Genomic DNA, 17,867 nt, shown 5'->3' with positions numbered 1-17,867 from the left:
GATGTCGTACCAGGCCCCCGCAAAGCTACTGCCCTTGCGGCTGTCGGTTTGGATCGACATTCGCCAAGTGGCGAACAGAAACGGGTTTCCGAAAGGCTCGGACAAGCTAGATTTTAGTGAAGGATGGTACCTGCTGCGCTCGACAGAGACGCCCTTGCAGGTTGACGTTGCTGCTTGCGAAGATGGCGGGCCTTGGGTCGTGTCGTTCAGCGATCCACGGATCGATGCAGCCATCCTCCCGGGCACGAACTATATCGGTCCCATGCCAGGGCAGATTGGCCGCATGGTCAGCAGCCTCGCCGAACTCGGCGACGCGCTGTCGCGGATCTATCATTTGGCTACTGCGGAACTAGCACCGACTGCCTACCAGGAGTTCCTGGACGCGACCCATACCATGCCCGCGACGACCGAGGTCGAAAGGCTGGCCATCGTCCGTACAGCGCAGGGCATCTTTCGACGGCACCTGGACAGGTACTGGAACCAGGCCTGTGCGATCACGGGGATGCGCGACCGGGACCTACTCCGGGCTTCGCACATCAAGCCGTGGGCAGACTCCAACGCCTATGAGCGAGTCGACGTCTACAACGGCCTCCTGCTCTCGGCTCTCTGGGATGCAGCCTTCGACCAGGGCCTCATCAGCTTCAGCGACGAGGGCAAGCTCTTCGTGAGCTCGAGGCTCTCAGAGCGTGCAATTGACGCGTTGACGGGAGGGCGAACGATCACATTGCCCCTGAGCGACGGTCATGCTCCCTATCTGCGAGATCATCGGTCAAGGCACGGGTTCAGCGACGATCACGGGTGAGGCGCTGAGCGCTTCCGCTTGCGCCGGGACGATTTCGGTCCCTCAGCGAGAAGTTTGAGCTCGCTGGTGTACGTGCACAGCCGCACGACGTCGGCGGCGATCCACTTGCCGATCGAGCCGTGCTTCTCAATTTCAGCTCTCAATCCGTCCGGGATTTTCAAAGGCGTCTTGTGAAACACAGCGGCCGCAGCCGCGTGAATGAAGTTGCGTTGCCGGCCGGACAGCGATTGGTACTTCGGCGTCAAGAGCGGCCGGTTCTTGCCTGGCGAAGCCGGCAAGCTGGTCTTGCTTGAGCGCCTGAGGCCGGCGCTACAAAACCCGATGCGAAGGACTGTGCTGCCGCCGTGGTATGATCCAGAACTGCTCATCGAACGCTCGAACCGCAAGCATCGGCACCCAGGCGAGCATAGTTCCAGAGAGCTTGGCTGAAGGCTAGTGCCAAGCTGTCCGCGATCTCACGCACGGGCAACTGGCAGATCCGAGACCTGTGTCGTGTAGCGCGGCGTTCGCATCTCGAACTTGGTGTTCCACGCCCGCTTCGTCGCCAATCCAGCGCGCGCGGGGATCACGGAACCGCGGCCCCAGCGGGCATTGCACGCGTCGAGTGCGGCCATCAGCGGTCCGGAGCACTCCCGATCGAGCCGCCCGATCAACGCTCGTGGGCTCTCGGCCAACGGCATGAGGTCGGTGGTGATCACCCCGGCCTTCGAGTACCGCCACGGGACCGCACCCGGTTCGCGCCATGTCTTGGCCACGCCCAGGCAGGCGGCCTTGATCAGGGCGAGGCTGTCGTTCGTCGCCTCGGGCAGGCTCACGACTGTTGAGACCGAGCGCATCGGCTCGCCGCGGTCGTGCTCGCTCGTATGGTAGAAGACCGTCACGTGGTCCGTGCCGAGCCCGTCGCGCCGGAGCTTCTCACCGAGCCGCGAGGCGTGGGCTGCCACCGCTTCGCCGAGGGTCTCGCGGTCGCTGACCCGTCCCGAGAACGAGCGGGTGACCGCGCAGCCCTTGTGGCGCGCCGGGACCAGCTCCAGCGGCAGGCAGGCCGTGCCGCGCAACTCGTGGATGATGCGCTCGCCGACCACGCTCAGCGCCTTGCGCACTGGCCGGGGATCGAGGTCGCGGAGATCCGCGACGCTGTCGACGCCCATCGCCTCGAGCTTGGCGAGCGAGGCCCGGCCGATGCCCCAGAGCTCGCCGACACGGATCCGGCAGAGCCAGTGGTCGTACTGGACCGGATTGGTCAGGTCGCACACGCCACCCAGCGCCGGCAACGTTTTGGCTATGTGGTTGGCGAGCTTCGCCAGCGTCCTCGTAGCCCCGAGGCCGACGCAGGTCGGGATCCCCGTCCAGGCGCGCACCGTCGCCCGGAGATCCTGGGCGAGCGTGAACCTGTCCTGCTCGCGAACGTCTGAGAGGTCCAAAAAGCTCTCGTCGATCGAGTAGACCTCCACGTCCCGCGCGAAGTCGCGGTAGACAGCGTTCGCCCGGGCCGACATGTCGCCGTAGAGCGTGTAGTTTGACGAGAACACGCGAACCCCTTGGGCGTCGCACAGCCCCCGGATCTTGAAGTACGGGTCGCCCATCTTGATGCCGAGGGCCTTGGCCTCGGCCGTCCGCGCGATGGCACAGCCGTCGTTGTTCGACAACACGATCATCGGGACCTGAGCGAGCTTCGGATCGAAGACGCGCTCGCACGAGCAGTAGAAGCTGTTGCCATCGATGAGCGCGATCGCGCGGCTCATCGCTTCAGCGCGGCCTTCGTCGTGTGCCAATGGATCGTGAACCGGACCACGCCCCAGATCACCCCCTCACCAAGCTCTTCGACGGCGAAGACCGGCAGGTCCGGGTTCTCGAAGGCGAGCCACGCGCGATCGCTGGTCTGGCGGTAGCGCTTGATCGACATCTCGCCGTCGATCGCTGCGACGACAACGCTTCCGTCGTTCGGCGTCAGGCTGCGATCCACGCAAGCGAGATCGCGGTCGTAGATCCCGGCCCCCTGCATGCTGTTGCCGGAAATCCGCCATAGGAAGGTCGCCGGCGGGTTCGGCGCAAGCCAGCGCGGCAGGTCGAGCGCGTCCTCGACAAAGTCATCGGCCGGCGATGGAAAACCCGCACACAGGCTCGGGCCCATGATCGGGATCCGCACAGTTCCCGAACCGCCAGGCTTGAGTTCCTCGATCCGTGCGACAGCCATCGCGCTCGCTTCCCGAATTGGAACAGAACGCGAACAGATGGCCGCTGAGTTCCCCGCGAAGCAAGGCGACCGAAGGCTCAAATTTTTAGCCTGGGGACGGCTGTGGATAAACCATTGGAGGGCGGCCTTACGGAGGCTCGGGAGAGAAGAACCAAGTTTGCCTAAAAACCCGGAAGGCAAGGCTGAACGGCTCAACGAGGCAAATCATGGGACCGCGTCAAAGACCACTTTCGGTCAAGGGCACCATCGTATGGATCATACCGCAGACGATGGGAAGCCTTCCTCGTAAGGTGAGAGTGGGCTCAATCATGGAAGACCAGCGCCTCGGCATTCATGATACAGGGCGAAATCGACATCGCTGAAAAGCCGGCGCGGCTTGCCTTCGATGTATGCGTTTGGCCTTGCCCCGTAACTGACGCGATAATTGGCTCATTCCACTACGAGCGCCATCTGCGTTGAGGCCGGGCGTTCTCCAATTGGTTAGCCCGACCTACAGAAACAGGATGAGGCAAATGGCCGACGATCTTATCCCAACCCTCAGCGAGTTCAGAAAGGCTTGGCAAGCAGCCCTCGGCCGCGATCACAAGGGTGACTATGACGCGCTGACCAAGCTGATGCGCTACGCGGCCATCGCCGCGGGGTACTCGCTGGACGAGATCAGGCCGCAGCCGCCGAAGCCCAAGCCGGTGCAGCCCGAAGGCCCCAGCGCGAAGAGTCGCCGCGAAGCAATGGAGCGGAGGCTCGGATTATGACCTACAAGGAGGTCACGGAAACCGAACTGTCGATCCTGGACGGTCTCCTTGGGCCAGGCTGACATCACCCAGGATGAGGTGATCGCGCTGATACGAGGCGAGAAGGGGTGGCCCTCCTTACGGTCCGACGAGCGAGGCTCTCCGGCACTTCTGGCCCTATCGTCACAGACCAAGGGGTCATCACCCCTTCGCGTCGTGTCGCACCCAGCTGCTCGACCGGCGCGCCTGACATAGCCGACAGTTCTGACGATAGACCCTAGCGTCGCACAGGCGGACTACGGCGCTGGACCGATGCCGAACACCGGGTATGTTCGCGGCACGGTTGCGGGAGCTGCTATCTCCGCGGCCGAGGGCGGGACGTGAGCGGAGCCAGCACGCGTTGCGGCGGGTCCCTGGCCGCCAGCTTCGTCCCGCCCGCCTCGAAATGGCGTCTGATCGCTTCATCAGCGCCATGAGACACAGCTCAATCAATGGGCGAACACTGCCGACGTATGAGCATAGGACAGATTGCGTGTCTGGCGAAACCTCCTTGAGGCATGAATTGCCGCGGATTAACTTGCAGCACGGTAACATGAGAAGCGATTAAAACAGAGCCGTGGCACAGATACCAGAGAACGGGGTAGTCCCTACCTGGAAGAAAACCCCAGGAGTGACATCGGTTTCCGATAGGCTGCAAAGCGACATCAAAATCCTATCATTGCTGTAACCGGGAACATCGTCGCGCCAGGCGCTCGGCGCTGCGCTACGACGCGAAGCATCCGTTCACATCGTCCTGCGAGGATCCGCCATGACTAACTTTGAGAGCACGCTTGACGGACTGACGCAGACGCCGACGCGCGTCATCGACGCTGCCGGAATGGTCATGGTCGTCGGCGTCTCCAGCCTGAACCCGACGCTCGATGGTTTCGCGAACGACCTCTTCGCCGGATGCGGCACCGCCGCGATCTTGCACGCCTTCGTGCGGTCGCTCCGCAGCGGTGCGCAGACGATGCGCGCCCGGCGGAAAGATCACGACCGGCGGATCGTCACAGCCGTCGCGGCCCAGCCCCGTCTCGAACTCCCGCGGAAGCGGTTCGACCGGATCGCCAACGCCATCATCGGTGCCGGACCCTGCAACCGCGACGAGGCCAGCCAGATGCGCCGGAAGATCGCCATGGCGATCCACTCCGATCGCGAGCCGGCCGCCGAAGCGGCGCAGTGAGGTGACGCTTCGGCTAGAGCGAACAAGTACCTCGACGCGTTCAAGGCTTGATCTCCAAGCCCCACGGGTACGAGCAGCACACGGCGTCGATACCCAGACTTTCTGCGACTGGTTCGCGTGACGAAACCAACAATTTCGACACGAGGTCGACGCCTCAAACCTCCCAAACGTCGTCGGGCTTGAATTTCCGTGCTCGCGCCGTGTCGCGCGACAGACCGCCGACGAGTTCGGGCGCGCAACCTGGCGGGCACAGAGCGGCCACCGTTTGAAAAGCCCCCGCCACGGTCCCCTTGACCACCGCGTAGATCCGGGTCTCGCCGTCGTGCCTCATAGCCACCAGATACATCTTGCTGCGCTCACGCTGAGGCATGCAAGTCCATGCCACCCGACTGGTGCGCACGAGATACGGGACCGCGTGCTGCGCGATGGGGAGAACACCCCATCGGGACAGCCTCGCTTGGCAGACCAGTACAAGGACCAAATCCCATGAGGATGGAAGACTTCCGTGTCGGCGACCGCGTGCGCAGCGCCGACTGGCGGTTGAAGAGCGACCGCGCATGCACGGTCACGGTCGTCCGTGACGGCGACATCCTCAGCCTTCGACCGGACGGTCAAACCCGCGACGTGCCCGTGCCGATCAACCGGGGCATCCGTTTCGCCAGGACCGATGAGCCGGTCCCTTGCATCGCCCCGGACGCGATGGATCGCTGGCACGTCTCGAACGCGGCGGCCGATTGCCCCGCGCCCGAGGAGAGCGTGGCCTCGTTCGTCACTAGGGTCGGCGAGAACGGCCATTCCTTTCGCATGGTCAGCCTGTCCAGGGACACGATGGCGGATGCGCGATCGGCTGAGCCTCTCGACCAGGATGAGCTCATGGCGTTCACGAGCCAGGTCATGCGGTGGCAGGCACGCTACGCCGGCAGGGCCACCGATCTCGCCTTCCACCATTGGGTGGCGTGGGACGTCCATCACCGCCCGTACGGCGTGTCTCCGCAGGCCTACTTCGCCGAGGAGAAGGCCCACCAAGATCGTGTGAGCGCCCGGATCGAACGTCACTGTGAGTCGGCGGCACGGCGAACGCCCCGTCGGCTCGCGAAATCCTAGCCAGTTGAGCACGGCCGCCCAGCACGACGCCGTCGACGATAGCAGGTACGAGCCGAGCAGCAGCGATGCGCCTGAATTCGGCGACACCGATTGGAAGATCAGATGTTCGTAGGGGACGAGGCTCGTTAACCCTCGGCTTCAGCTCAGTTGACAGAACAACGTTGGGCTGCCGGTAGCAGCGCCACGTCAGCTTGGGTTCGGCACGCGTCTCTGATCACAGGCGGTATCCGATGTGAGCTTGGTGGTCGGGTCAGCCGCGCCTTTGAGCCCGCGGGATCGTGCTGCTCCGTCGATGACTTGGTGGAGCTTTCAGGAGCGCTGATGCTCGCGACGCCGACCTCGCTGTTACAACTTCGTTGTTGTCTACGCAACCGAGAGTTGGCCTGGCGAACACTTTGCAGTCGGTTTGCTCGATATTTGTTCGGCAGATTTTTTTAAGTATTTTCGTGTTCTAATTGGCCAAACCGAGATCCCTTTCCGCATGTCTGCACAGATCCCAGTCCTCGCACCGCCCACTCAAGCTCCAGTCCATGGAGGTGCTCCGACCCTGGCCGCCATATCCGCGCTGACAGCCGAGGTTAGCCGAATCGCCGGCGACAAAATCGACCGCATTCGGCGGATCACGGCTCAGACCAAGATGTTGGCGTTGAACGCGCTCATCGAAGCCGCGCGTGCCGGTGAGCAAGGACGCGGGTTCTCGGTCGTCGCGCAGGAGGTCCGGGCAGTCGGTGCGGAGGTGGAAATCCTCGCCCGTGAATTGGAAACGCATCTCTCCGGTCGGATCGGCGACTTGCACCATTCGGTCACAGCCATGGCGACTCATGCACAGAGCGAACGCCTGGTTGATCTCGCTCTGAATGCGATCGAATTGATCGACCGCAATCTCTATGAGCGAACTTGCGATGTGCGGTGGTGGGCGACTGATGCTGCCGTTGTCGCCTGCGCGCTGGCACCGAGCCAAGCTGCCGTTCGTTATGCCAGCGAACGGCTTGGTGTCATCCTCAATGCCTATACCGTCTATTTGGACCTTTGGCTCTGTGATCGGAACGGCCATATCTTGGCGACCGGTCGTCCTGAGCGCTATCCTGGTGTGATCGGCATGAGCGTGGCTGGCGAGCCTTGGTTTCAGGAGGCTGCAGCGCTGCAGGGCGGTGACGATTATATCGCGGCCAACGTCCGCCAAGAACACCGGCTCGGCGGTGCGCAGGTCGCGACTTACGCTGCCAGTGTACGCGGAGACGGACGAGCGAATGGCGAACCGCTGGGTGTGCTGGCGATCCACTTTGATTGGGAGCCGCAGGCGCGGGCGATCGTCGAGGGTGTGCGCGTCGCCCCCGAAGATAAGGCACGCACGCGGGTTCTGCTGGTCGATGCAAGCCGCCGCGTACTCTCCGCCTCGGATCGCCGAGGAATACTTACGGAGACGCTGAGCCTCGACTTTCAAGGCCAAACGAGCGGCGTGGTGCAGGAAAGCCGGACGGAGACCGTGCAGGCGTTCCACCGCACGCCGGGTTATGAGACTTACCATGGGCTTGGCTGGTATGGAGTCATCATACAAGGATCAATGTGAAGTTGAATCCTTCCACTGGGCGGCGGGGGGGCTCTATTTGTCTCCGCAGCCAGCCGGTAAGTCTCGCAAAAAGTGTCCGAGCGCCGAATATAAGGCGGCAGTGATGTCCGATACTGACATCGCAGACGACGCCGTGCTCCTCAAGGTGATTGCCAGCCTTCGAGACAACTAGCCGATCTCGGCGTGGTCGCCAAAGGCTCAAGGTGCTCCTGCGCTGGCCTTGTACGGCGACGGCAGCCAGCGCATTGAGGCGGAAAAGGCCCGGTTGCTCAAGCGTCACCTGTTCGGTGACTGGCTCGTGCCGACGATCCCGCACCGGGACATGGCCGCCCGCTGGGCCGAGCGGATCCGTGCCGACCTTCCTGGCGTCATCCCGTACGGAAGCGGCGCGTACTTGATCGACCCGGAGGCTGTCGCAGGTTCATGGCAGAGGACGGCTAACGTCGATCGGCACGCCCGACGATCCGTTCCCGGAACCGCTCGCGCCGCGACCCCTAAGAGCTTCGACGCAGCGTAGGGGTAGCGATGATCGCGAACCTCATCGCGTGCCGAGGCGATGCTCGAGGAGCTACTTCGGCCCTTGCTCGCCGCGTCGAAGATCACGGCGGCCCAGCGCGACCGCTGGTGCCTCGTGCCGGAAGCCCGACACGCCGACCTCCTGCGCCTGGTCCGGATCGACGTCAGCACCCGGGACAAACGCGGAAGGGCGATGCGAGCGACCGGTCTCAGCAACGCGGCCGTCGCCGCCCGTGCGACCCTGGATGAGTTGCAGCCCGTCATCGCGTTCCAAGAAAACTTCGCCGAGCGCATGCGTCGCATGATCCTTTCAGAGATCGCGCAATACGCAGCTTGGGAGGCCGGTGCGCCCGAGGCGGTCGGAGCTGTCCCAGGCTGGCGCGAGCAGGACGCGATCCGGAAGCGGTTCGCCAGGACCGGCATTCGTCCGGTGAGTGCTTGAGCGATCGGGGTAGGACGGGCGAGAACGGTCATGGTCAACAGGTGCCCACGATCTCGCCGGACCTCGCCGCGCTGCTGGCGCGGCTGACCGAAGCGACGAGGCGGGGAGACATCACATCGGCACAAACCCAAGTTGGAGAACCAAGTCCGTGTTGGTCGTCCGGACGGCGTAACGAGATCGGACGCGCCGTCAGAAGTCGGTGCCGTGAGGGATGACCCGTGCACGGTTTCAGGAGCTTTGTGCAGATCCCTTGCAGACTGTCGCGGCGTGTTGCCGTGGGTCGAGCAATCTGTGGAGTCAGCGCCGAGGTTGGATCGGACGCGCTTTCACCGGCCAACGACGCGCCAGCTGCCAAGGCTCCGATCAAGCTGCGTTGGACATCATCCGCAACCCAACAGCGAAACAAAACCAGTGACGTACGCACGCGTTGGATATCATCGGCTTCCGAGCACGCTCATGATCTCGCAGAGTCTGTGAGGGCAGCGAACTGGCATTCGGAGATTGGTGATCCGTGCGAGCGGATCCGCACGCCGCTGAGTTGAACGCGTCGGCAGGCTATCGTCGAACCAGCGCCTACGATTGTCGACCGTTCTGGTACTGAGATCGACAACGTGAGATCGCCTCGTATGGTGCTCGAGCGGACAGAGTGGCTACCTGCTGATTCGTTCGCCTAGTGCCAGGAGCGACCATGCGCTTTTTGCCCGCCCTCTTGGGGCTGTGTCTCGTCGCCACCTCGACCTGCACGGCGATGGCACAGGCTGCGCCGACGGCGACAACTCCGGATTCGACCACGCTCAAAGCGGCCCGCGACGCCGTGGCTGCGATGCAGGGCGATCGGACTGCCGTTCTGAACGCGATGGCGGGACCGATGGTCGGCATGATGCAGCAGATCGGCGTCAAGGAGCCCGACAAGGCACAGGTGTTGGTCAGGGAGGTCGTCCTGCCGACCCTGACGGCGCACTACGACGAGTTGCTCGACATCCAGGCGCGCGGCTTCGCCACGGTGCTCGGCAAGGACGACCTGCAGGCGATGGCGGCGTTCTACGCGACGCCGGCCGGCAAGCGTCTGGCGGCCGCACAGCCGCAACTCGCCCAGGTGCAGTTGCAGGGCATGCAACAGTGGATGCAGGCGATGACCCCCGACATGCAAGCCAAGCTCGTCGCGGCGATCAAGGCGCATGGCTGGGGGCCCAGCGGGCAGACGAAGCAGCACTGAGCCGTCGTCGCATCCATGATCCGATCCGAACTCATCGCGCGCGTCGCGGCACAGAACCCGCACCTGTACCTCAAGGAGGTCGAGGCCGTGGTTGCCACGATCCTGACGACGATGTCCGACGCGCTCGCTAGGGGCGACCGGGTCGAGCTGCGCGACTTCGGCACCTTCTCGACACACGACATCGCGGCACGCTCCGGCCGCAACCCCAGGACCGGGGCGCTTGTGGCGGTTGAGGCCAAGAAGCACATCGCCTTCAAACCCGGCAAGGCGATGCGCAGGCGGCTCAATTCCGAACCCGCGCGTTCCGGACAGGATGCGGGGCAGCTCTCACAAACCTCGTGACTGCGGATGGCAACGCGACGGGCAGCCGACCGCAGGGAATATGGGCCGCACCTCGGCGAACGCCCCTGTGAGCGACGTCGATATCCATAAATTTCTCCGCAGGGGACCGTCTGCTTTAGCTGACGGGAGAATGCGGGGCCGCTATCCGACGCTCCCTTGCAGATAGATGCGCGACGTTCATATAACGGCGGATGAGCCGCTACCGACGTAATGCGGGCGCTACCTTCAGCCTCAAGTACCACCTCGTGTGGTGCCCGAAGTACCGGCGCAAGGTGCTGGTCGCGCCTTACGACATGCGGCTCAAGGAGATCATCGCCGAGGTGGCCGCGGAAGCCGAGATGATCGTCCACGCCGTCGAGGTCATGCCGGATCACGTCCACCTGTTCGTGGAGGCCGACCCGACGCTGGCGGTCGCTGGGATCGTTAACCGCTTCAAAGGTCGCTCGTCCCGGCTGATGCGCCGGGAGTTCCCAGCCCTTCGCTCCCGCCTCCCGACCCTGTGGTCGCGCTCGTATTACGCGGGCAGCGTCGGGCACGTCAGCGCCAAGGTGGTTGAAGCCTACATCGCCGCGCAGAAAGGGATGTAAATGTCCCGATCCTCCGAACAGCCGATCAAGATTTTCTGCGATGGCGGATGCGGAAAGTCGCAGAGCGTGCGACCGAGCAAGATTGATAGACGTTACACGCACATTGGCTGCGGTAAGTGCGAAGGCTGGGTTCGGCTCAAAGCGTCCTTCCGGACGGACCGGGACGAAATGATTTGCGAATACGATTTCTACGCGGCCGGAGGCTTTGAGGGGATGCGGCTTCGGATCGCGACCGTTGAGGAACGGGCTGCGCTGGAGCGCGCGCGTGCTCTCGTTCAGATCGCCCGCGAACAGGGTCTCGCCTGATCGATGTCCGTGCGCTCCTATAAGTATCGGCTCCGGCCGAACCGGGCGCAGAGCGCCGCTCTTGACGCAATGCTGCGGGACTTCTGCGGCCTGTACAACGCCTGCCTCCAACAGCGGATCGAAGCCTACCGGCGGCGTGGTCTCTCCCTGCGCTACGGGCCTTAAGCCAGCGAGTTGAAAGCGTGTCGACTCGTCGATCCGGACGGTTTGGGGCGCTGGTCGTTCTCGGCCCTGCAACAGGTGCTCCGGCGACTGGACCAAACGTATTCCGCGTTCTTCAAGCGCGGGCACGGCTTCCCGCGGTTCCGAGCTCTGACCCGTTTTCACAGCACGACGCTCCGGGTCGGTGACGGACTGACCCTGAAAAAGGATCGCCGAGACCTGCGGCACGGGCTCGGTTGGGATCGATCTCGGGCTCAACAGCCTGATCGCCACGAGCGACGGCGAGACGGTCGAGGCACTCCGCTACGCCCACAAGGCTCAGGAGGCGCAGCGACGGAGACAGCGGGCTCTGGCGCGGTGCAAACGAGGGTCGAAGCGTCGCCTCAAGGCCGAGGCTCGGTTCGCCGCAGGGTCCGCCAAGATCGCCCGCCAGCGTCGCGACCACCTGCACAAGCTCTCGCGCTCCTTGGTTTCCCGCTATCAAGGGATCGCGTTCGAAGATCTCAACATGGCTGGGCTTAAGCGCGGGATGCTCGCCCGGTCCGTTCACGACGCCGCGTGGTCTCTCCTCGTCCAACTCGTACAGTACAAAGCTGCGAACGCTGGTGCTGAAGTCGTATTGGTCGATCCGCGCGGCACTTCTCAAACCTGCCCCTCGTGCGGGACGATCAAGGCCAAAACACTCTCGACCCGAACACACGCCTGCGAATGCGGCTGCGTTCTTGATCGCGATGTGGCGGCGGCAATGATCGTGCATCAGCGGGCTTTTTCAGGCCGGGATATCGGCCTTCGGTGCATAAGCCAGCGGGTTGTCGCATAGCTGCGCCGAGAAGCCGCCCGCTTCAGCGGGCGGAGTTGTCACGTCCGAGACATCGGAGCTGCTTACTCGTATCGCGAGCGCCCTTGGTATCCCCGCTGAAGCGTTCTCGCCTCAATGGGAAGGGCTGAGCGATCGTGGGGCGACACCCGAAGAGGTCGCCGAGCTCATCGATGCCTTCCGGCGGATCCAGGATCGGCAGGCGCAACGGCGTTGCCTCAGCTATATCCGGTCGACGGCTGAGCAGAAGCAGTCGCGCTGAATTCCTGCGCATGTCCTGGGGAGACTGGAACGATGGTTGTCAAGGCTTGGACCTTGGACAGGATCCGTGAGCTTCCTGAGAGCGCTCAGCGCACGTTGTACGAGAGGGCCAAGACGCGAGCCGACGGTGACTACATCATCGCGCTGATGGATGACGCGGGACTGAAACCCAAGCCGAAGCTGATGTCCTATACAGACCCAGTCTATCGGCAGATGGTTCAGATCGGCAAATCGTCGTCCGGCAAGGCGGCAATGGAGGCGGCGGCTGCCAAGGGAGAGCCTGCGCTCTGCGGCTTCGACCGGCTGCTTCAGAGCCGCCTTGGGGAAGACTACAGTGAGTCGCGATGCCCCGGAACGATTATGTCTGCGGGCAGCATCGTCGCCGAAATCATGCCCAAGCTGGGCTACGTTCGAGCGAGAAAAAGCGCCTGTGTCGAAGGTTGTATGGCGCGCGAAGGTATCGTCTGGCTTAAAGGCTAGGACGGACTGAGATTGGCCGGAGATTTGTCGTGCATTCCGAGCAAATTTCTTGTTCAGGAGGTGGTCCGCGCTGAGGCGACCTCGTTCTGGCTCCAGCCCAGCACTGAGTATTCTACATCCACGAGGACGGTCATGCGTGCAAACCTTGAGACGCGTACGCTGCCCCTAAGTCGGACAAGCCGATCCGCGATCTGATCGAAGCGCAGGTGTACGGCTGGCGCATCGACGGCGCGTTCCGTGCGGACAGCGAGGGTATGACAATACGTTTTCGACGTCTGTCGTACCGCCCGAATTGCCGTACTTGAGGCAGACAATGCGCGGCTGCGCCAGGTGACGCTCGAACAAACGGCTGACACGAAGGCGTCACCGCGTTCTCACCAACGCATCATGCTCGGCGAGAGCGACATTGAAGCGATGGAACAGCGGACGATCTCAATCCTGTTGCGATCGCCGACATGATCATGTCGCCGTTTATAAGGCGCGGACCGAACGACCATGCTACGCGGAGCAGATCCTAGCTGAAGCATAGCACAACCGGATCCGCACGCCGGGTTCGTGGCGATCGATGACCTCGTGCTCATGGACGTGGAGATGCCAGTCATGAATGGCGTCACGGCCATGCGCCAGATCTGCGCCCTATACGGTCCCGTGCGCGACGTGCCGATCGTCGCGATGACCGCACACGTGCTCCCCGATCAGGTAGAGCGCCTGCTCACTGCCGGCGCGGACGACTACATCGGCAAACCGTTCAACCGCGCCCAGCTGCGCGACGTCATCGTGCGGTGCCTCGATGATCGTCCAAAGCGCGCGCCGGCTGCGGCCTAGCAGCTGCGCGGTCACAGCGCAGGAACCAGCAGAGCTTCGCCGGCCTTGAGCTCATACCTGTGAAAACCGGAAGATCTCCCAAAGCCCGATGCAGTCGCAGTGCGTAACCTACCGAGTCTTGGAGCGGCTGGACGGCCGTTTCGACATCGAAGTAACTGGCACCAACGGCTTCACCGTACAGCGCGAGGGCTTCACCTCGGTGACAGAGGCCGACGCTGCCTTGCGGGATCTGCGCGCAGCTCTCTCAATTCGCCGGTGGCACCTCGTACCCCAGGGCGGGCCGGCGCTGGCCTGATACTCACTGTCGCTGGCCTCATCCCGACATGGAACGAGCTGCTCTTTGAGGGAAGAGCAGCTCGCGCCACGTCCGGGGATTGAACAGGAGCACACCATGCGCAATGTGCATCTGGAAAACTGGTGATCAACGGGTCGGTTCCCGTGATTGTCGATCTCCAGCGCAGATCCGATTTCGCCGAACGCGAGCCCAACACGAAACCTTGAACAGCGGCAGAGGTTGAGGGGCCGTCAATCCAGTGCCGCCATCCTGGCGCGCCTTATGCACCCTGCCCAATCCCCGAAGACGGCTGCGCCAAACGGTCGCGCCCGAGAAAGGATGCCCGCGTGGACGTTACTTCGACCGCCCTGTGCCTCGTCTGCCAGGGCCGCACCTGGATCGACATCAGACCGGGTCAGACGCCGATGTTCCGGCAACGCTGGCCGCTCGCGCGGTTTCTGCCCGGCCTGAACGACTGCCCGGCCTGCGTTCAGACTGCCTGCACGCCGGAACTGCCGCAGGCGAGTGCCACAATTCCGCCACATTCAGACCACTATTCAGAAACACTGGCGTAATCGCACGCCGAACATCAGTTACTCTATACGTGTGAACAGTACTCGTTCCGTCGACGGCTCAGTTATTGCGGGCAAAGCCGGCAACGACCGGAACGCGCGTTGCGTGCGTCTCTCACATCAGGAGATCAGCCGTGGCCGAACACGCCGTCACCGATCTGTCGCTCCGCCTCAACCGGCTCTCGCTGGGCCTGATCCTTGGCCCCGTCGCCGCCGAGGCGACCGTGCTGCTCGGGATCTTCTGGCTCTAGGCCATCACAGTCTCGACTTCGTCACGCACAGTGCCAGGTAGCCGACGGTTGAGGGGCGCGAATACAGAATTCAAGCGTTGCCAGGCGACCCGGCTGGAGGATGCGGTGCTCACGGACGCTCCACAGGATCGCAGCGGCGCACAGGCCTTCGAGCGCCTTCAAGCCTGCGTCGTCCCCCGACGCGGCGTCGCCGCCCGTCAAGCGATCACTCAAGGCACGCGTGCCTCAAGCCTCCACCTCGTGATCACCGGGATGGCGGCACGCGACCGCGTGCTCGGCAACGGATCGCGCCAGGTCACAGAACTCTAACTGCTGGGCGACCTATGCGACCTCGGCGATCAACTCACCGGCCGAGCCAGTGACGACATCGTGGCACTCACCACCTGCATCCTCGGTGAGATCCCATGCAAGATCCTGTTCGCCGACGGCGCATTGAAACCGGACTGGGCGGAGTTCGTCTTTCGAATCCTCGGTCGTGAAAGCGCGATCACCGCCGAGCGGATCGTCAGCTTGGGCCGTCGCTCGGCCTTTGAGGCCGCCGCCCATCTGTTCTGTGAACTCTTTGCGCGCATGGACGCCGTCGGTCTAGCGGATGAGACGCACTGCCCCTTCGGCCTCACCCAGGTCGATCTTGCCGACGTGCTCGACATAACCTCGGTTCACGTCACTCGCACGATGCGGGATCTGCGCAGTCGTGGCTTGGTGCGGGTCCGCGGCATGGTCGCGACGATCCTTGTTCACGGCGCGCTCGCCAAAGTTGCAGACTTCGACCCGACCTACCTTCACATGCAGGAACCGGCAGACGTTCGCCCGATCGCATCGGGCCTCCGCGCCACCGCGCGCAGGTCTGCGCCGCTGCCGTCCGGGCCAGAACTGGCTTCGCAGTCGGTCTGACCGTCGCTTGCGCGTTCGCGCTCAGGCCACGTCGCCGTACCTAGACCGGCTGTACGGCGCTGCGATCCCGGATCTCGTACGACTGGTCACGATCTGCGACATCTACGGCGCGCTGATCGAGCATCGGCCGTACAAGACCGCCCTGGACGCTACCGAGGCCTACAGGATCCTGGCCGGCATGGCAGGCAAGCTCGACCCCGATCCGGTCCGCGCTTTCCAGCCGATCGCCCTCGCCGCTGCCACGGCAGATCTGAAAACGGCAGCCTGAGCACAGGCCGATGGGGCGTTTGCGCGGCCCGTCAAAGGCCGCGTTGGACATCACTCCATGTGCAAAATCACGTTTTTCAACATGTGTTTGCGACTGCGTTGGATATCCTTTAGCGCGACCGTTCCCCTTGCCGCCCGAGCCAGACCACACAGAGCGTCCGCGCGTGGCTGTGGTCATTCGATCTAGACCGTCAGATCAGGCGCGATCCCATCGTGCGTCGACCGGATCGCCGGCAGCACCGCCATTCTCTCTGGCCAGCGGCGCAGAACCGGTGCTCTAGAGGCTGTTATGAACCTGTGGCCAGTTGAGCGGCCTGTCTGAGCATGAGGCAGACGAAAGCGACGAGGTGCAGGTCTGCCAGGGTGCTGGCATAGCGCTCGTAATCTTTGACGAGCCTGCGGAAGCGGGTCGCCCAGGCAAAGGAGCGCTCCACGACCCAACGGCGTGGGAGCAGCACGAAGCCGCGCTTGGCCTCTGGCAGCTTCACCACCTCCAGTTCGATGCCGTGCTCGCGGGCTGCCGTGGCCGGCTTCTCACCGGTATAGCCCTGATCGGCGAAGGCGACCTCGACGCTCTCACCGGTGGCTGCCTGCACGGCCTTGGCGAGCCGGCCCACCTGGGCCCGATCATCGGCATCGGCGGGCGTGACGTGCAGCGCCAGGAGATGGCCGAGGGTGTCCACCGCCATGTGCAGCTTCGAGCCCTTCTTGCGCTTGGCCCCATCGTAGCCGGCCCGCTCGCCGCTCTCGGGCGAGGAGCGCAAAGTCCGGCTGTCGAGCACGGCCGCGCTCGGCTCCGGGGCCCGGCCTGCAGCCATGCGCAGCACCGCGCGCAGATCCTCGGCCAGTTGCTCGAAGCAGCCAGCTGATAGCCAGCGCTGGGCCTGCTGATACACGACAAACCAAGGCGGCAGATCATGCGGCATCAGCCGCCACGGGCAGCCGCTCCTGACGACGTAGCGCAGCCCGTTGAACACCTCGCGCAACGCGTGCTCGCGCTGACCGGCATCCTCGCGCAGCAGCGTCAGGTAGGGCGCGACCAGCGCCCACTCCTCATCGGAAACGTCGGACGGATACGGCTTGCGGGCAGGGCTCATCCCAGCCCATCTGAGCATCAGACCCACCCAGGTCCATAACAGCCTCTAGGATTGATTGCTGCTTTCCGGCGATTGCAGAAATATAATCCTGGTCAGTCCGTCAGGATTGATGATCAGACGGCGTCATCAATCCAGGGGGTGCGACACCGTCAATCACGAACGCTGCTCGCTTCTCGTGTTCAGTTATGCCAATGCCGGATCTCACCACAGCATGACATGCGCGCATTGCTGTCACGCGGACGAATGCCGCCTCTTGAACAACGGCCAAGCCGAACAACTTGTACGGCGAGGGGCATGAACTTGGAACTTCGCACAATGTCAGACGTCAACGCGAGCGGTTCGCTCGACGCCATTAAACTCGCCGACGGGATCGTCGCCGCTTACGTCTCCAACAACGCCGTCCGCGCCGCAGACCTGCCCGAGCTGATCGGAAGCGTCCACGCGGCAATCGTCGGCCTCAGTCGAGGTGGCAGTACGACCGTTGCGTCTGCATCTGCGGCTGCGCCGGCCGTAGAACGCCCGAGCGCGGCTCAGATCCGCAAGTCGGTCCGGGACGACGGTCTCATCAGCTTCATCGACGGCAAGACCTATAAGACGCTCAAGCGCCACCTGACCGGTCACGGGCTTGACCCGAAGAGCTACCGCGAGCGTTATGGCCTACCGGCCGACTACCCGATGGTCGCCCCGAGTTACGCCGCCCAGCGCTCGGCGCTCGCCAAGGCGATCGGGCTCGGTCGTCCCGGTGCGATGGCCGAACGCGAGCAGGCTGATACCGGCGGCCGCAAGGCGGCGTAGTCGCCTCAGCCTCGGAGGACAGGCTGCCCTCCGCGATCACAGGGCAGCCTGCCTCCAGAGCTGTACGCCCAGGGCCGCCGGCCCGACCCTCTCACCCGGGGGAGTTCGACCAGGCCGGGCCGACGGCTGTCCCTTGC

The 17,867-nt window shown here is 63.7% G+C and carries 23 protein-coding genes; 18 read left to right on the top strand and 5 right to left on the bottom strand.

All coding sequences use genetic code 11. The annotated features are described in order from the left end of the window. Window position 1: 1 nt before the first annotated feature. The gene (locus tag M6G65_RS06765) at window positions 2-802 is read left to right on the top strand and encodes an HNH endonuclease (protein ID WP_238197255.1); all 801 of its coding nucleotides are present in this window, start codon (window positions 2-4) and stop codon (window positions 800-802) included. On the opposite strand, the gene M6G65_RS06760 is transcribed toward M6G65_RS06765, so the two are convergent. The 3 genes from M6G65_RS06760 to M6G65_RS06750 all read right to left on the bottom strand — a co-directional run bounded on the left by M6G65_RS06760 (window position 793) and on the right by M6G65_RS06750 (window position 2,999). Beyond that, window positions 793-1,047 (bottom strand): hypothetical protein, encoded by a 255-nt coding sequence (locus tag M6G65_RS06760; RefSeq protein ID WP_238197254.1) that lies wholly within the window; start codon window positions 1,045-1,047, stop codon window positions 793-795. The genes M6G65_RS06765 and M6G65_RS06760 overlap by 10 nt on opposite strands. A gap of 210 nt (window positions 1,048-1,257) precedes the next feature. Continuing rightward, window positions 1,258-2,547: a Y-family DNA polymerase gene (locus M6G65_RS06755; RefSeq protein ID WP_250103727.1), complete on the bottom strand. Its 1,290-nt coding sequence runs from the start codon at window positions 2,545-2,547 to the stop codon at window positions 1,258-1,260. Beyond that, a complete protein-coding gene (locus M6G65_RS06750; protein WP_373323810.1) occupies window positions 2,544-2,999 on the bottom strand; it encodes a LexA family protein in 456 nt (151 codons plus the stop codon). Before M6G65_RS06750 ends, M6G65_RS06755 begins: the two co-directional genes overlap by 4 nt. Before the next feature lie 512 nt (window positions 3,000-3,511). Here M6G65_RS06750 and M6G65_RS06745 point away from each other — a divergent pair. Then, complete coding sequence (locus M6G65_RS06745) at window positions 3,512-3,751, top strand: hypothetical protein (protein WP_238197251.1); 240 nt, start codon at window positions 3,512-3,514, stop codon at window positions 3,749-3,751. 787 nt (window positions 3,752-4,538) lie between these two features. Further along, complete coding sequence (locus M6G65_RS06740) at window positions 4,539-4,952, top strand: hypothetical protein (protein ID WP_238197250.1); 414 nt, start codon at window positions 4,539-4,541, stop codon at window positions 4,950-4,952. A gap of 154 nt (window positions 4,953-5,106) precedes the next feature. Here M6G65_RS06740 and M6G65_RS06735 read toward each other — a convergent pair whose 3' ends face one another. Next, complete coding sequence (locus M6G65_RS06735; protein ID WP_238197249.1) at window positions 5,107-5,289, bottom strand: hypothetical protein; 183 nt, start codon at window positions 5,287-5,289, stop codon at window positions 5,107-5,109. Window positions 5,290-5,438: 149 nt separating this feature from the next. Between M6G65_RS06735 and M6G65_RS06730 the strand changes: the two genes are divergently transcribed. The 14 genes from M6G65_RS06730 to M6G65_RS06665 all read left to right on the top strand — a co-directional run bounded on the left by M6G65_RS06730 (window position 5,439) and on the right by M6G65_RS06665 (window position 15,839). After that, window positions 5,439-6,056, top strand: coding sequence for a hypothetical protein (locus M6G65_RS06730; RefSeq protein ID WP_250103726.1), 618 nt, complete (start codon window positions 5,439-5,441; stop codon window positions 6,054-6,056). Window positions 6,057-6,537: 481 nt separating this feature from the next. Further along, a complete protein-coding gene (locus M6G65_RS06725; RefSeq protein ID WP_283214879.1) occupies window positions 6,538-7,626 on the top strand; it encodes a methyl-accepting chemotaxis protein in 1,089 nt (362 codons plus the stop codon). Window positions 7,627-7,846: 220 nt separating this feature from the next. Continuing rightward, on the top strand, window positions 7,847-8,143 hold the full coding sequence (locus M6G65_RS06720) for a hypothetical protein (protein WP_238197247.1): 297 nt from the start codon (window positions 7,847-7,849) through the stop codon (window positions 8,141-8,143). A gap of 63 nt (window positions 8,144-8,206) precedes the next feature. Further along, window positions 8,207-8,584: a hypothetical protein gene (locus tag M6G65_RS06715; protein WP_238197246.1), complete on the top strand. Its 378-nt coding sequence runs from the start codon at window positions 8,207-8,209 to the stop codon at window positions 8,582-8,584. 748 nt (window positions 8,585-9,332) lie between these two features. Next, window positions 9,333-9,800 (top strand): DUF2059 domain-containing protein, encoded by a 468-nt coding sequence (locus tag M6G65_RS06710; protein WP_250103725.1) that lies wholly within the window; start codon window positions 9,333-9,335, stop codon window positions 9,798-9,800. Between the two features lie 15 nt (window positions 9,801-9,815). Beyond that, on the top strand, window positions 9,816-10,142 hold the full coding sequence (locus tag M6G65_RS06705) for an HU family DNA-binding protein (protein WP_238197244.1): 327 nt from the start codon (window positions 9,816-9,818) through the stop codon (window positions 10,140-10,142). A 191-nt stretch (window positions 10,143-10,333) separates the two neighbouring features. Next, the gene (tnpA, locus tag M6G65_RS06700; RefSeq protein WP_238197243.1) at window positions 10,334-10,729 is read left to right on the top strand and encodes an IS200/IS605 family transposase; all 396 of its coding nucleotides are present in this window, start codon (window positions 10,334-10,336) and stop codon (window positions 10,727-10,729) included. Window positions 10,730-11,038: 309 nt separating this feature from the next. Continuing rightward, a complete protein-coding gene (locus tag M6G65_RS33690; protein ID WP_308445201.1) occupies window positions 11,039-11,200 on the top strand; it encodes a helix-turn-helix domain-containing protein in 162 nt (53 codons plus the stop codon). Between the two features lie 205 nt (window positions 11,201-11,405). Beyond that, window positions 11,406-12,017, top strand: coding sequence for an RNA-guided endonuclease InsQ/TnpB family protein (locus tag M6G65_RS06690; protein WP_308445203.1), 612 nt, complete (start codon window positions 11,406-11,408; stop codon window positions 12,015-12,017). A 291-nt stretch (window positions 12,018-12,308) separates the two neighbouring features. Next, a complete protein-coding gene (locus M6G65_RS06685) occupies window positions 12,309-12,755 on the top strand; it encodes a hypothetical protein (protein WP_238197241.1) in 447 nt (148 codons plus the stop codon). A gap of 555 nt (window positions 12,756-13,310) precedes the next feature. Then, window positions 13,311-13,580, top strand: coding sequence for a response regulator (locus M6G65_RS06680; RefSeq protein WP_250103724.1), 270 nt, complete (start codon window positions 13,311-13,313; stop codon window positions 13,578-13,580). A gap of 118 nt (window positions 13,581-13,698) precedes the next feature. Continuing rightward, complete coding sequence (locus M6G65_RS06675; RefSeq protein ID WP_238197240.1) at window positions 13,699-13,875, top strand: hypothetical protein; 177 nt, start codon at window positions 13,699-13,701, stop codon at window positions 13,873-13,875. A 1,171-nt stretch (window positions 13,876-15,046) separates the two neighbouring features. Beyond that, complete coding sequence (locus tag M6G65_RS06670; RefSeq protein ID WP_238197239.1) at window positions 15,047-15,571, top strand: Crp/Fnr family transcriptional regulator; 525 nt, start codon at window positions 15,047-15,049, stop codon at window positions 15,569-15,571. Between the two features lie 7 nt (window positions 15,572-15,578). After that, entirely contained in the window at window positions 15,579-15,839 is a 261-nt protein-coding gene (locus tag M6G65_RS06665) for an HD domain-containing phosphohydrolase (protein ID WP_308445200.1), read from the top strand. A gap of 286 nt (window positions 15,840-16,125) precedes the next feature. On the opposite strand, the gene M6G65_RS06660 is transcribed toward M6G65_RS06665, so the two are convergent. Continuing rightward, entirely contained in the window at window positions 16,126-16,935 is an 810-nt protein-coding gene (locus M6G65_RS06660) for an IS5 family transposase (RefSeq protein ID WP_250102688.1), read from the bottom strand. Between the two features lie 315 nt (window positions 16,936-17,250). Between M6G65_RS06660 and M6G65_RS06655 the strand changes: the two genes are divergently transcribed. Beyond that, on the top strand, window positions 17,251-17,730 hold the full coding sequence (locus M6G65_RS06655) for a Ros/MucR family transcriptional regulator (protein ID WP_238198855.1): 480 nt from the start codon (window positions 17,251-17,253) through the stop codon (window positions 17,728-17,730). The last annotated feature ends 137 nt before the right edge of the window (window positions 17,731-17,867 follow it).

The sequence above is a fragment of the Methylobacterium tardum genome (genome assembly GCF_023546765.1).
Lineage (GTDB): Bacteria > Pseudomonadota > Alphaproteobacteria > Rhizobiales > Beijerinckiaceae > Methylobacterium > Methylobacterium tardum.
The sequence above is the reverse complement of the archived record's forward strand: the minus strand, read 5'-3'. Positions and strand labels throughout refer to the sequence as shown.